Origin of the sequence: Corynebacterium sp. UBA4397, assembly GCF_002390965.1 — a bacterium.
GTDB classification, from domain to species: Bacteria; Actinomycetota; Actinomycetes; order Mycobacteriales; family Mycobacteriaceae; genus Corynebacterium; species Corynebacterium flavescens.
Genome location: NZ_DGRD01000022.1, coordinates 20,277 through 32,974, shown reverse-complemented (window position 1 = coordinate 32,974; position 12,698 = coordinate 20,277). Strand labels below are relative to the sequence as shown.

The 12,698-nt window shown below is 59.7% G+C and carries 12 protein-coding genes, 1 pseudogene and 1 riboswitch; of the genes and pseudogenes, 7 read left to right on the top strand and 6 right to left on the bottom strand.

The genetic code is table 11. The features are described from left to right. The first annotated feature begins 251 nt into the window (after nt 1–251). The 3 genes from B2696_RS05120 (at nt 252) to B2696_RS05110 (ending at nt 1,562) form a co-directional block, all read left to right on the top strand. Nucleotides 252–557 carry a type II toxin-antitoxin system RelE/ParE family toxin gene (locus B2696_RS05120; RefSeq protein ID WP_075728779.1) on the top strand — a complete coding sequence of 102 codons (306 nt, stop codon included), beginning with the start codon at nt 252–254 and terminating at the stop codon, nt 555–557. 78 nt (nt 558–635) lie between these two features. Continuing rightward, nucleotides 636–881 carry a HigA family addiction module antitoxin gene (locus B2696_RS05115; RefSeq protein ID WP_307722801.1) on the top strand — a complete coding sequence of 82 codons (246 nt, stop codon included), beginning with the start codon at nt 636–638 and terminating at the stop codon, nt 879–881. Between the two features lie 327 nt (nt 882–1,208). Next, nucleotides 1,209–1,562, top strand: coding sequence for an ImmA/IrrE family metallo-endopeptidase (locus B2696_RS05110; protein WP_276623736.1), 354 nt, complete (start codon nt 1,209–1,211; stop codon nt 1,560–1,562). Nucleotides 1,563–1,619: 57 nt separating this feature from the next. On the opposite strand, the pseudogene B2696_RS05105 reads toward B2696_RS05110, so the two are convergent. Next, nucleotides 1,620–2,045: pseudogene (locus B2696_RS05105) on the bottom strand (zinc-binding dehydrogenase); the annotation flags it as partial. Nucleotides 2,046–2,299: 254 nt separating this feature from the next. Here B2696_RS05105 and B2696_RS05100 point away from each other — a divergent pair. The 4 genes from B2696_RS05100 to B2696_RS05085 all read left to right on the top strand — a co-directional run bounded on the left by B2696_RS05100 (nt 2,300) and on the right by B2696_RS05085 (nt 6,244). Beyond that, nucleotides 2,300–3,874 (top strand): circularly permuted type 2 ATP-grasp protein, encoded by a 1,575-nt coding sequence (locus B2696_RS05100; protein WP_286954292.1) that lies wholly within the window; start codon nt 2,300–2,302, stop codon nt 3,872–3,874. Between the two features lie 55 nt (nt 3,875–3,929). Then, nucleotides 3,930–4,841 carry an alpha-E domain-containing protein gene (locus B2696_RS05095; protein ID WP_075728783.1) on the top strand — a complete coding sequence of 304 codons (912 nt, stop codon included), beginning with the start codon at nt 3,930–3,932 and terminating at the stop codon, nt 4,839–4,841. A gap of 11 nt (nt 4,842–4,852) precedes the next feature. After that, on the top strand, nt 4,853–5,692 hold the full coding sequence (locus tag B2696_RS05090) for a transglutaminase family protein (protein ID WP_286954291.1): 840 nt from the start codon (nt 4,853–4,855) through the stop codon (nt 5,690–5,692). Between the two features lie 66 nt (nt 5,693–5,758). Further along, on the top strand, nt 5,759–6,244 hold the full coding sequence (locus B2696_RS05085; RefSeq protein ID WP_276623734.1) for a MarR family winged helix-turn-helix transcriptional regulator: 486 nt from the start codon (nt 5,759–5,761) through the stop codon (nt 6,242–6,244). Here the strand turns inward: B2696_RS05085 and B2696_RS05080 are convergent. The 5 genes from B2696_RS05080 to B2696_RS05060 form a co-directional block, all read right to left on the bottom strand. Continuing rightward, on the bottom strand, nt 6,176–6,799 hold the full coding sequence (locus B2696_RS05080) for a DNA-3-methyladenine glycosylase (protein WP_286954287.1): 624 nt from the start codon (nt 6,797–6,799) through the stop codon (nt 6,176–6,178). The genes B2696_RS05085 and B2696_RS05080 overlap by 69 nt on opposite strands. A 95-nt stretch (nt 6,800–6,894) precedes the next feature. Beyond that, nucleotides 6,895–8,658: a phosphomethylpyrimidine synthase ThiC gene (thiC, locus tag B2696_RS05075; protein ID WP_075730911.1), complete on the bottom strand. Its 1,764-nt coding sequence runs from the start codon at nt 8,656–8,658 to the stop codon at nt 6,895–6,897. Beyond that, nucleotides 8,656–8,765, bottom strand: a riboswitch (TPP riboswitch). It overlaps the preceding gene by 3 nt. A gap of 54 nt (nt 8,766–8,819) precedes the next feature. Next, nucleotides 8,820–9,305 carry a GNAT family N-acetyltransferase gene (locus B2696_RS05070; RefSeq protein ID WP_286954285.1) on the bottom strand — a complete coding sequence of 162 codons (486 nt, stop codon included), beginning with the start codon at nt 9,303–9,305 and terminating at the stop codon, nt 8,820–8,822. Nucleotides 9,306–9,316: 11 nt separating this feature from the next. Beyond that, nucleotides 9,317–11,113 (bottom strand): ABC transporter ATP-binding protein, encoded by a 1,797-nt coding sequence (locus B2696_RS05065; protein ID WP_286954284.1) that lies wholly within the window; start codon nt 11,111–11,113, stop codon nt 9,317–9,319. Then, nucleotides 11,110–12,687 carry an ATP-binding cassette domain-containing protein gene (locus B2696_RS05060; protein WP_075728789.1) on the bottom strand — a complete coding sequence of 526 codons (1,578 nt, stop codon included), beginning with the start codon at nt 12,685–12,687 and terminating at the stop codon, nt 11,110–11,112. The genes B2696_RS05065 and B2696_RS05060 overlap by 4 nt, the downstream gene beginning before the upstream one ends. Nucleotides 12,688–12,698 lie beyond the last annotated feature (11 nt).

The window sequence follows — 12,698 nt, the reverse complement described above, 5'->3', positions numbered from 1 at the left end:
CCCAACCCGCACCCAGTAAGGAAACTGTGGAAAACTCACCCGCGCCGGACGCAGTTATCCACAGACGGGCCACCTCGCCAGAATTAGGTAGTGCGGTAGCAAGGCCATCCGACTTATCCTGAAGGATCAGGCTCAAGCAGAAGACAACCGACCAACAACACCAATGCACTCTACAACCAGAAGAGCCGGTTTAGCTTTAAGGGGTTAGGTAGAAGCTAAGGCTGTCGCTAAAGCTATTCTTAGCCTGAGATATTCGGCTCGGAGAACGTGATCTTAGGCAAGATGATGGGCTTCGGCGTTTGACCGAGGATGCATCCTATGCGCCACGGCGCTGGGTTGCAGACATTATCAAGGCGTATCGGAAGAAGATTCAAGTGCTGCGTGCGGACACTGACGAGCAGAACTTGTATGCAATGCGCCCTCTTCGGCTGGAGCAACTCAAGGGTAAACGAGCTGGTACTTCATGTATCCGCCTGAATGATCAATTCAGGCTCATCATTAAATTTGAAACGGATGAAGAAGGCCGGATGGTCATCATCATCGAGATGGCTGATTAGCACTGAAAGGAGAGTGGCTTTTATGAGTGCGCAGATTGCTGCTGAAGTGTTCCCCGTTGGGGAGCACTTGCTGAGGAGCTGGACGCGCGCGGCTGGACTCAGGCCGCCTTTGCGGAGATTCTAGGACGGCCTGCGCAGTTCGTATCTGAAATTATCTCGGGAAAGAAGGAGATCACTCGTGAGTCTGCCGAGCAGATTTCGGCTGCGCTAGGAACAAGCGCTGAGTTTTGGCTTAATCTCCAAGACTCCTATCTCCTTTGGAAGCAAGCGCAGGACTCACATACAAGGGAAAGCCTTGACGCCGTTGCGACTCGCGCCAGATAGCGTGAGCTCGCGCTAGTTGTCTTGTTGAGGAAGTGCGGCTTCAAAAACGTCACAGATGTGGATGGGTAATCGAATGAGGTATGGGATTAAGAGGAGCCAATAGTTAGGTTTGTTGCAAGACGAAGTAACTCGGACGAGTTGGTGTCAGTGCTTCAGCAGGCTTGGGTCGCGTGTGTCAAAGCCAGTGGGGATACTTTGAAGGTTGCGCCATATTCTCGCGAAAAGCTCCGCGAGTTGGCCGGATAGCTTTCGCAGCGAGCATGTAGTCCTGAGGAGTTCGCTTCCTTCCAGGCATCTTTCGCGGAAGTCGGAGTGAAGCTAATCTACGTGGAAGCTTTTCCTAAAGGGAAACTTGATGGCAGCGCAATGATTGTCGGGGAAACTCCATTAATCGGCATCTCCGGCAGAGAGAAGCGACTCGACAAAGCTCTCTTCACGATCCTCCACGAGACCGCCCATGTTCTGTTAGGTCATGTCTCGACAGACGGTGTCGTTATTGTTGATGACTTGTCTGAAGCTGGGCAGGACGAGGAGGGTGATGCTGATCGGCTTGCTGGTGAACTGGCTATTCTAGGACCACTGCCTGCTGTCGTGGAAAACTACCCTGGTTCGCGGCGCGACCACTGTTCGCCCACTGTTACTGATCATCTTGAACGATGGACGGCATTCGTCAACGCTTGAGCACTGGCGCCGTGCCGTCTCATCGGTGAATTGGCTAGGTGTCTTTTGCTTTGCTCTTTAATAAGGCCGAACCAAGATCTTGACCTCGGAATTGCGGCCTTCGCCGAGAAGGTGGTTGAGGCCCTTTTCGCTGGCGTCATCCAACGAGATCGTGGAGGAGACCAAGGGACTGGGATCCAAAGTGCCATCGGCGATGGCGGTGATGACCTCTGTGAAGTCCTCGTTCGTATAAGCCAGCGTTCCCACGAGGCGCTTCTGTGAGTTCATGATGGTGTTCAGGTCAATGGGCACCTCGCCGTGGCTGCTGGCCACCATGACGATCGTGCCGCCATTGCGGACAGCTGCCTTGAGGGTTATTGCACCCGCGCCGGAGGCCTCGAAGGATACATCGGCCCCGTCGCCGTAAGTATCGCGAGTGTAGGCCGCGAGATCGGTCTCGCGCGGATCGACGGCATCGGCTCCCAGTTGCGCTGCCAATTTCCGTGACGCGTCCGCAGATTCCGGCCCTTTCGACGGTGACCTTTACTTGTCCAATACCGATTTCCGGTTCTGCTACTTCCTGGATCTCAGCCTTTGAGGGGCCAACAATCTTTAACGCGCGCATGTGCGCTCCTTCCGTGTTGTTCCTAGGGAGGGTGCCCTATTGATCTATCGCACGAAGTTTGCGCAGGAGTGAATAAAGAATCGTCTTGTTTAGATTTCTATAGTCATATAGATATTTGGACTATGCTTGCCATATGACGACCGCAAAAGTGAAATACCAGGCAAATGATGGCCGGATTTTCGACGAGATGATGGCCTCAGATGGAGTCCGCCCCATCTATCGCGAGCTTTTCGACGTCTACGGAGATCTCTCCGCCGCTGATCTGCAGTCGCGGGTTTCCTACCTCAATGCCCGCTATCTTGATACGGGAGTGACCTTCGATTTTTCCGGGCAAGAGGAGGCATTCCCGCTCGACATTGTTCCCCGTCTGATCTCCGCGCAGGAATTCTCCCGCACGGAGGCCGGACTCAAGCAACGGGTGCGTGCCCTAGAGGCTTTCTTGGCGGATGTTTACGGTTCCGGTCAGGCCTTTAATGATGGTGTTATTCCTCGGGCAGTGGTCACCACTTCATCCCAATTCGTGCGTGCCGTGGCTGGATTCAAGCCCGCGAACGGGGTGCGGATTCACGTGGCCGGAATTGACCTCATTCGGGATGGCGCGGGTCAGCTGCGAGTCCTAGAGGATAATGCCCGCATCCCTTCTGGGGTGTCCTATGTGCTCACTAACAGGCAGGCGACGGCGGCGGCGCTGCCCGAGGCAGTGGCCAGGTACAACGTCGCTCGGGTAGATGACTATCCAGCAAGGCTAAGGGCGGCATTAGCCAAGGCTGCGCCCCCGGGAATAGCGGATCCCTTGATCGTGGTGCTTACTCCAGGTGTTCATAACTCAGCCTATTTTGAGCACGCCATGCTTGCTCGAACCATGGGCGTGCCGCTGGTGGAGGGCCGCGACCTCGTCGTTCGGCACGGCGTCGCCTATCTGCGGGAGACCACAGGACTCACGCAGGTGCACGTGATCTATCGCCGCGTGGATGATGATTTCATTGATCCGGTCAAGTTCCGCCCGGATTCGCTGCTGGGTTGTGCTGGCCTGATTTCCGCGCAAGCCAATGGAAACCTCACCATTGCTAACGCCGTCGGCAATGGCGTCGCGGATGACAAGCTTGTCTATTCCTACGTGCCCGATCTCATTCGCTATTACCTCGGGGAGGAACCATTGATTCCCAACGTAGATACCTGGCGCTTGGAGGATCCCCAGCACAGGGAGGAAGTGCTCGACCGCATCGAGGAGCTTGTCATCAAGCCGGTCGACGGTTCGGGAGGCAAAGGAGTCGTCATTGGTCCCAGTTGCTCGAAGGCGGAACTGGCTGCCGCGCGCGAGCACATCATTGCGAATCCGCGTGGGTGGATCGCGCAGCCGTTGATTCAGCTATCCACCGTTCCGACAATGACGGATGAAGGCTTGGAACCGCGCCACGTGGATCTGCGCCCCTTCATCATCAACGATGGCGAGGATATGTGGATTGCGCCCGGAGGTTTGACCAGGGTGGCCCTGGAGAAAGGGCAGATGATTGTTAATTCTTCCCAAGGCGGCGGCTCCAAAGACACCTGGGTGATTTCACACGATTCCGCCGGCCCCGAATCCGAGGTAGGCCGCAGTCTCCCCGTCCCCAGCCCTGATGCTGAAGGCTTGGAACGGTTGGGGACCTCAATTCTTGACGCGCGCGATGAGGAGTACCTCGAGCAGCAGCAACAGCAGCAGCAATAGAAGCAGCAGAAGCAGTAGCCCTAACACCCAAAACCCTACTTAAGGAGGGTTCCTCATGTTGAGCAGAATCGCCGAATCCATGTTCTGGATTGGCCGCTACGTCGAAAGAGCCGATGACCAGGCCCGCGTACTTACCGTTAACTTGGAACTGGGGACGGAGGCCGATGTCGTATCCTTCAGCACAGAGCTTTGCCGTGCCATGGGCAACCCGGTGGAATCAGACTCGATTTCTGAAGACGCTTGGGCGATGCTCGGCATCGATGAGCAATCACCCTATTCAATGGTCACGGCCCTGAGTAACTGTCGCGGCAGCGCTCGCCGAGCCCGCGAGATCCTGTCGATGTCTACATGGGAGGCGATCAACCGCTCGTATCGCAAGGCAACGTCCGGAAGGTTGGCGCTTATGCGGCCACCGTTGGCCTGCCGTGAGGTGCGGGATTCCTGTTCGATGATCATTGGTACGCTCGCCGCCACCATGCCGCGTGACCAGGCGTGGCACTTCCTGCAGCTTGGCAGGCTAATAGAGCGCATGGACATGACCGCCAGGATTCTCTATTCCACCATCGTGGCACCGGAGTTTCCCGCGCACCATCACATTGTGCTGCAGGCATGCGGTGCTCAGCAGAACTTCGTTATGACCAGAGGCAGGGAGGACACCTTGTCAGCGGCCGTGGACTTCATTCTCCGCGACCCCTTGTCCCCGCGGTCGGTTCTCTATTGCCTCAATGAGGCCCTTGCTTGCCTCGATGATCTTGTTGTGGACAAGCCGGCCCGCGAGGTCGAGGATGAGGCAATTCGTCAGCTCGGACAGCTACGAGCCCGTATTCAATACGCGCCTCTGGACGAGAACTTCACACTCCTCGATCACATCACCGTGGATATACAGGAGGCAGGCGCACGAGCAACCGAGGCACTTACTGCGAACTTCTTTGAGGCGACCCTGTCCTCCCAATGGCACGAGCGTTAGGAAAATACATCATGACCACGACTCTTCATATCACCCACACCACGGGCTTCAAGTATTCCTCCAGCGTTACCGATTCCTTCAACGAGATCAGGATGAGCCCTCTTTACACGCCTCAGCAGCTCATCCGCGAGCGTGAGGTCACCATCTACCCCAAGCCCTGGTCTTACTCGTATATTGATTATTGGGGAACTAACGTCACCGCATTCGAGCTGCATGAGCCTCATGAAAAGCTCACGGTCACCGTGGATACATGCGTGGATGTAGATGCCATTCCCGCACAGAGAACCGAATTGAGTCTTGAGGAAGTTGCTCAGTACTCCGATAGGTGGAACGAGTATCTGCAGCTAAGTCCGGCGGTGGAACCGGGAGAAGATCTGGCGGACACAGCGCGCGAAATCGCGGCCCGCGGCGGAACCGTCGACGAGATTGCCTTAGCCGTGGGAGAGCTCATCCACGAGGAGATGACCTATGAATCCGGCTCGACCGAAGTTACGGCGAAAGCGGAGGATGCATGGGCGAGAAAAAAGGGAGTGTGCCAGGACTATTCACACCTCATGATTGGAGCGTTGCGCGTCCTTGGAATTCCCGCGCGCTACGTATCCGGATATATTCTGCCCGACAAGGAGGCTCCCGTTGGTAAGAGCGTCATCGGTGAATCCCATGCTTGGGTGCAGTGGTTCAACGGGGCCTGGTTCAGCTATGACCCGACGAATGCCCTTATTCCGAGCGAATTGCATGTCATGGTGGCGCAAGGCCGCGAATACGCAGATGTGGCTCCGTTGCGCGGAATGTTTACTGGCCAAGCCAGCTCCGAGATGTTTGTCACTGTGGAGATGAAGCGGCTTTCCTAGAAGAACCGGGCCGTGCCCGAGAACTCATGGCGGTGACCTAGAAAGGTATTGCTAGTATTAACCCCCATGAGTCAGAGTGAACAACCGTGGTTGGATGAGGAAGAGCTGGCGTCTTTCACCTCCCTCATGGCAGTCACCATCCGCCTGACCAATATCCTTGATGCACAGTTGCGGGATGACGCTGGATTGAGCTTCTTTGACTACACGGTGCTCTCCCGTCTATCGGAGGCGGAGAATCATCAGATGCGCATGCGGGATCTGGCTCTGACAACTAACGGTTCCCTCTCTCGGTTGAGTCAGGTAGTCAGCCGTCTAGAAAAGAGGGGGTGGATTAACCGCCGCCACGATCCCACGGATCGCCGCACCACCTTGGCTCAGCTCACTGAAGCTGGATGGGAGAAGGTGGTTGCCACGGCACCGGGGCATGCCGCCCAAGCGCGCCGCTCGGTGATGGATGTCTTGAGCAAGGCGCAGATCCGTCAACTAACCCAAATCAATGAGCGCATCATCGCAGCTGTCGAAGATGACGAGCGCTATGGCGGGCGCTTCTAGAACAGATAAGGCCTTGGGGTAGCCGCGGCGGCCGGATACGGTCTTATCGAAGGGAATCCAAAACCGCAGCGCCGCATCTTTGTTTTTGGAGATGCCGATGCGGGATCCGCGCACCCATTCGGGTTCGGAGGACCTTTCGCTTAAGGAAACCCCAGCGCCGTTGTCTGTTAGTTGTGCGCCGAGTGACTTTCCTAGGTTGCCCGGGCCGCGCGCGAGATTGAAAAAGTCGGTGTTGCCACGCCGCAGCTGTGCCTTGTCGACGCCGGCTATCACCTCACCGCCGCGCAAAAGGCACCCTTGGCCGATGCCCGAAGGGCGGCAGACAATGTTGATATTGCGATGGATCCCATAGGAGGAATAAACGTAGAGGTGGCCGGGGGGACCAAACATTGCGGCATTGCGGGGAGTAGGACCGCGGAAGGTGTGGGCGGCCTCGTCGTCCGCGCCAAGATAAGCTTCCACTTCGCTGAGGCGGACGGAGACCCCGTGGAGGGTGATGACGCAACCCAGAAGTTGGGGCGCCACCACATCGGCGGGCGCAGAGAAATCAATCATCACCCACCAGAATAGACCGACAAATAACTGTGTCGATCAAGATGAGAAAGCAGAAACAAGAGAGGGAGAACTAAGGAGAGGAGGGGAGAGGCGTCCTAGCGCACGAGCTCTTCGGGAGCGCCGATGCTGGGATCGGGGAGGTAGACCTGGCCGCCGGCGGCGATGAACTCCTCGCTCTTTTGCTGCATGCCGGCTATCGCGGACTGAGCCTCGGCGCTGCCGTAGGTGTCGCGGATGTCCTGCGAGATGCGCATAGAGCAGAACTTCGGTCCGCACATTGAGCAAAAGTGCGCCGTCTTGGCGGGCTCAGCCGGCAGGGTCTCATCGTGATAGTCCTGCGCGGTGACTGGATCGAGCCCGAGGGAGAACTGATCCAGCCAGCGGAACTCAAAGCGGGCCTTGGATAGGGCGTCGTCCCGCGCGGTGGCACCGGGATGTCCCTTGGCAATATCGGCCGCGTGGGCGGCGATCTTGTAGGTGATAACGCCGGTCTTCACGTCGTCGCGGTTTGGCAGACCCAGGTGCTCCTTGGGAGTGACGTAGCACAGCATCGCGGTGCCGTAGCGGGCGATCTCGGTAGCACCGATGGCCGAGGTGATGTGGTCATAGCCGGGCGCAATATCGGTGACGAGTGGGCCGAGGGTATAGAAGGGTGCGCCTTCACACAGCTCCTGCTGGCGTTCGACATTCTCGCGGACCTTCTGCAGCGGGATATGCCCGGGGCCTTCGACCATGACCTGCACGTCATACTTCCAGGCGCGTTTGGTCAGCTCGGCTAGGGTATCGAGCTCGGCGAATTGTGCGGCGTCGTTAGCATCGGCGATGGAGCCAGGACGCAGGCCGTCGCCCAAGGAAAAGGCGACGTCATAAGCCGCGAAGATCTCGCAGAGCTCGTCAAAGTGCGTGTAGAGGAAGTTCTCCTGGTGGTGTGCCAAGCACCAACCGGCCATGATGGAGCCGCCGCGGGAGACAATCCCGGTTACGCGATCCGCTGTGAGCGGAACGTAGCGCAGGAGAACACCTGCGTGGACCGTCATGTAGTCGACGCCCTGCTCGCATTGTTCGATGACGGTGTCGCGGTAGATCTCCCAGGTCAAGGCGTTGGCATCACCGTCGACCTTTTCCAAGGCTTGGTAGATGGGCACGGTGCCGATGGGAATCGGCGAGTTGCGGATGATCCACTCGCGGGTGGTGTGGATGTCATTGCCGGTGGAGAGATCCATGAGGGTATCGGCGCCCCATTTGGCGGCCCACTCCAACTTGGAGACTTCCTCGCTGATGGAGCTGGTCACAGCAGAGTTGCCGATGTTGGCGTTGATCTTGACCAAGAACTTAGAACCGATGATCATCGGCTCGGCCTCGGGGTGATTGACGTTGAGCGGGATGATGGCGCGTCCGGCGGCGAGCTCGGAGCGCACGAGCTCGACGTCGCATTGCTCGCGCAGCGCCACAAAGCGCATCTCCGGGGTGATTATTCCCCGGCGGGCGTAGTGCATCTGGGTGACGCGCTTGCCGGGCTTGGCGCGCAGGGGGGTGGGCCGGCGGCCGTGCCACTGCTGGGAGGGGGCGCCGCGGCGCACGGCCCCACGGCCGTCATCCTCGAGGCGGTGGCCGCGTGCTTCATAAGGTTCGGTGTCACCGCGCTCGGTGATGAAGGGGGTGCGCCACGGTGCGAGTCCTTCCTCGGGGACGCTTCCGGGGCCCATCGTGCGATAGACGCGCAGAGGTGCGTTTTTCGAGCCATCGGGGGAATCGAGCTGGTCAATCTCGGTGACCGGCACCTTGATGCCATGCTCTTTGTCTTCCAACCATGCCAGGTGATGGGAGGGGTGTTGTTCAGAAATTTTGGGTGTAGGCAAGACGAGCTCCTCACTTCCTACGCCGGTACAAACCGGTTCAGGTTCTACGGTCCCGGGCACTTATCAGCCCGATCTCAGTCCCTAGTGGGACCCCCGTGTGGACACCTAATCTGTACCACGGGCCGCGAAGGCTGGCAATGCACCCGGGGGTGGAGGAGTCCTTAAGAAGTGGGCCCTGGCAGGAAGAAAACGATGTGATCCTCGCTGGAGGAAACGGGCTGAAAACCCAGGTGGAGGTAGAGGCGGTGGGCGCGCTCATTGTCCGTGTTTACGGAGAGCGAGACGCCTGGGAAGCCCAATTTTTGGGCAAGTTCTGCGGCTGCGGCAAGCAGCCGCGTGCCCACGCCCTGCCCGCGGTAGCGCGGTTCTACCGCGAGGGCGAGCTCGGGGATGTCGGCGCTGACGTAGCCAAAACCGTGCCGGTCCTCGTTGCCCCAATTCAACCAGATCCCGCCGGCAGGAATATTGCCCTCCCAGGCGATGAAGCCGCCGTCCTGCGGCTCCCAGTCGCGCACATAGTAGTCATAGTCTTCGTCGAAGCCGGGGCTGACTTCCTTGTCCTCTTGGCCAAAAACATCGGTCAGGAAGTTGAGCCTGGCCAGGTAGGTGCGGTCGGTCTCGGCGGTGGGTAGCAGCGTGAAGTCCATGCAGGCCCAGTCTAGCTTTCCTGGCCGTGCTCCCATTGGGTATAGGCCCGCGCATAGCGCCCGCCGGCTGCGATGAGGCTTGCGTGATCGCCGTCCTCGACGATGCGCCCAGCCTCCATGACAAGGATGCGATCAGCGCTGCGAGCCTGGTCAAGACGGTGCGCCACGACCAGGCAGGTGCGGCCTTGCGTGACCTTCCGCGCGGCTTCCTCGAGAACCTCGGCATGCTCGGAGCCGGCCTCGGAGGTGGCTTCATCCATGATGAGCACGGGCGGCTGGCGCAACAACATGCGCGCAAGGGAGAGCTGCTGCTCGGCCTCCGGGCCTACTTCCGGGTTGCCTGCGCCTATGGCGGTGTCCAGCCCCTCCGGCAGCCAGCGCGAGGACTCATCAAGCCCTACTGCGTGAAGGGCTTTCCATAGCTCGGAGTCGGTGGCTGCGGGACGCGCCAGCAACAGGTCCTCGCGCAAGGTGCCCGAGAACAGGTGTACCTCCTGGGTGACGAGGGCGACGTGCCTGCTCAGCCAGCTACTCGACGTCGCCGCCGTGTCAACCTCTCCTAAGAAAATCTGCCCGGCATCGGGGTATTGCAGCCCGGCCACCAGGGCGGCGAGCGTGGACTTTCCCGCGCCGGAGGTGCCCACCAGGGCGGTGGTGGTGCCAGCTTCTAGCTCCAGGTTGATGTCGCGCAAGACGCTTGCCCCTCCCGGATAGGAGTAATAAAGGCCCGCGATGCGCACCGAAGGTGCGCTCTTTAGTGGGGGTGTGGTTTCTGTGGACGGGACGTCGTCAAGCAGGGTGAGCGCCACCGCGCGCCCCAGGCTGGTTCCGGCATGTTGGATCTCTCCGGCGAAGAACAAGAGGTTGAAGACGTGGATTTCCAGGCGCGTGACCAACAAAACCGCGGCGGCTGCCTCGCCCTGGGAGATCCAGTCGAAGGAGACCATGGGGACGGACATGAGGATTATCCCTATGAGCAGGAATCCATAGGCAATGGAGCCCTGCGCGAGGATGCGGGTGAAGAGGGGAATCCTGTCTGCCCAGGACTGCACCGTTTCCCAGGAATAGCGCTCCATGCGGCGCGCGGCCCAGGTACCCAGACGGAAATGCCGCAGGGTGTCCAGGGCGCGGATCGTGTCGAGGAGGATGCTATTGCGGCGTGCCTCGACGGAGGAGACCACATTGGTCACGGCCGGAATATCGCGGATAGTGCCCTTGACAAAGGGATACATCATCGCCGCAGCCAAGAGGAAGAGAACGCCGTAGGCGGGGTGGATGAAGATTAAGGCAAGCGCCGTGAGGGGAAGCATGAATACCGTGATGAGGAGGCGATCCCCCATCGTCGTGATGGTATTGACTACCGTATCGATGTCCTTCGATAGACGGGTTATCACGTTGCCTGTGCCAAGTTCGAGGATGCGCGGAACGGGCGCGCGCAGCACTGAGCTCAGCGCCTGCGTGCGCAGATCCATCGACAGGCGGCGCACGCGCGAGTTAATAAGGAAGGAAACGAGAGTCCGTCCGCTGACCTCGGCCACAAGGCAGAAGGCGATGACGCCTAACGCCGCCACCATGGCTCCGCGGCCCGAACCAATCAGCGCTATATCTTGGCCCTGCACGATATCGACAATGCGGCCTAGCAGCTGAGAGCCCAAGTTCATCAAAGCCACCGTGGCGGCGACGATGAGCAACAGACCTGTCAGACGCGCACGCGAGGGTGCGGAGGGCAGAGACTTGAGGAGGTTCCAGCACTGTTTAAAGCCAGCCGGGGCCAGCGCGTCGGCCTGACGGGTAGTAGGTGCGCTCATAGCTCGACCACCTCCTGTGCATGTGCCGCCCACGAGGGCGAGGAGGTGATGACGATGGTGGTGCGATCTTTTCGCAGGCTGGAGACTTGCGCAGCCACGGCGGCCAGGGTTAAAGAATCCAGCCCGGTGGTCGGCTCATCGAGCACCAGGATCTCCGGATCGGCGGCCAAGGCGCGGGCAAGTGCCACCCGTTGGCGCTGCCCACCGGAGAGGTTCAGGCCGGCCTCGCCGATGGCGGCAGTGGGCAACTGGCCCTCCGGGCCGAATCCCCCGAGGCGGTGAACAATATCGCCGCACCCTGCTGCCTCGAGCGCGCTGTGCACGCGCTGCACCGAATATTCCCCAAGCGGGTTGATGTTATCCTCTAACGTTCCTTCCATCACTGAAACGCGGTGGGGAGGACACAGCGCGCCGCGCTGAGACAGGTGCTTAACCCATCCTTCGATGCTCGCGCGGGCGCCCGGGCTGAGGGGATTCCACACGCTGAGACCACGGGCGGGGGCTGTCGAAGTACCAGGCTGCGGGGCGTCCTCGGTTGATTCAAGCTCATCCAAGAGGCCGGTGACCCTTTGCACCGAAGCGTGGGCGCGGGCCCAGTTCTCCGTCAAGATTCCCAGTGAATGCCCAAGGACGGTCAGCGAAGGCGGGACGAGCATCGTGATCGCCATCATCGCGCCGGGCTGCAGGTTGCCTTCAAAGGTCTGCCACCCTGACCACGTCAAAAGTCCGACGGCGAAGAGCGCCGGAACCATCTGGCGCAGCCACGAGAGCACGGCGGTGCGGCGAACCTCAGCCAGCATGGCGCCTAGCGCGAGGTGAGCTGCGCGTGAGAAGCGTTCCTGCGCGATCTCTGCTGCGCCCAGGCCTTTGATGACGCGATTGCCCTGGGCAAAGTCGGTGGCCAGCGCAAGTGCTGCGCCTTCCTTCTGGCGGCGCAGCGCGGTAGCCCGGCTAAGCGGACCGGCGCTGAGCCAGGAGGCCAGTGCCGTGGCCAGCGCGCCGCACAAAAGGCCTACGGATACCTCCCAAGAAATGGCCGCGAGGCTGATAACGGAGCTCAAAAGGTAACCCAGCATCATGACTGGGAAGTTAAGGATCTGCTTGAGGCTGCCGATATAGTGCGAGTCCTCATCCATGGTGTTGAGCAAGCGCCCGGGGCTCAAGCCCCGTGTCTGCCCGCTAAGTAGCCGGGAAAGGAGGTTGAGCCGCAGCGTATGCGTGGTGCGCTCTTGGCTAAGAGCCGTGAAGGCATCCATGGTGGCCTCGGCAACGTACTGGACATAGAGCAGTACGGCAACGGCCACCACGGGCAAGGCCACGGTGCGCCAGGAGGGTTCGCTGAATGCGTACTGGGTGGCTTGGCCCACAATGACGGCGATGAGCGCGCCGAGCGGTGCCCAGACGGCTGCGGAAAGAATAATCCCCGCCACGCCCTTGGGCTGTGCCACGAGCAGGCGCCACGTGGCGCTGCTGGAGCGTGACCACGGAGTGCTAGCGCTTAGTGAAACCTCGTTGCGGGGCGGTGATTCCTTGAGGTACCACGACCACGTCCTCATGCGGGGGTACTTAGTCATGAGATATCACA

Coding starts and splice junctions, on each gene's coding strand:
- B2696_RS05095 (WP_075728783.1), top strand. CDS start 3,930: ATGTTGAGCAGAATCGCCGAATCCATGTTCTGGATTGGCCGCTACGTC.
- B2696_RS05080 (WP_286954287.1), bottom strand. CDS start 6,799: ATGATTGATTTCTCTGCGCCCGCCGATGTGGTGGCGCCCCAACTTCTG.
- B2696_RS05085 (WP_276623734.1), top strand. CDS start 5,759: ATGAGTCAGAGTGAACAACCGTGGTTGGATGAGGAAGAGCTGGCGTCT.
- B2696_RS05090 (WP_286954291.1), top strand. CDS start 4,853: ATGACCACGACTCTTCATATCACCCACACCACGGGCTTCAAGTATTCC.
- B2696_RS05070 (WP_286954285.1), bottom strand. CDS start 9,305: ATGGACTTCACGCTGCTACCCACCGCCGAGACCGACCGCACCTACCTG.
- B2696_RS05060 (WP_075728789.1), bottom strand. CDS start 12,687: ATGACTAAGTACCCCCGCATGAGGACGTGGTCGTGGTACCTCAAGGAA.
- B2696_RS05065 (WP_286954284.1), bottom strand. CDS start 11,113: ATGAGCGCACCTACTACCCGTCAGGCCGACGCGCTGGCCCCGGCTGGC.
- B2696_RS05100 (WP_286954292.1), top strand. CDS start 2,300: ATGACGACCGCAAAAGTGAAATACCAGGCAAATGATGGCCGGATTTTC.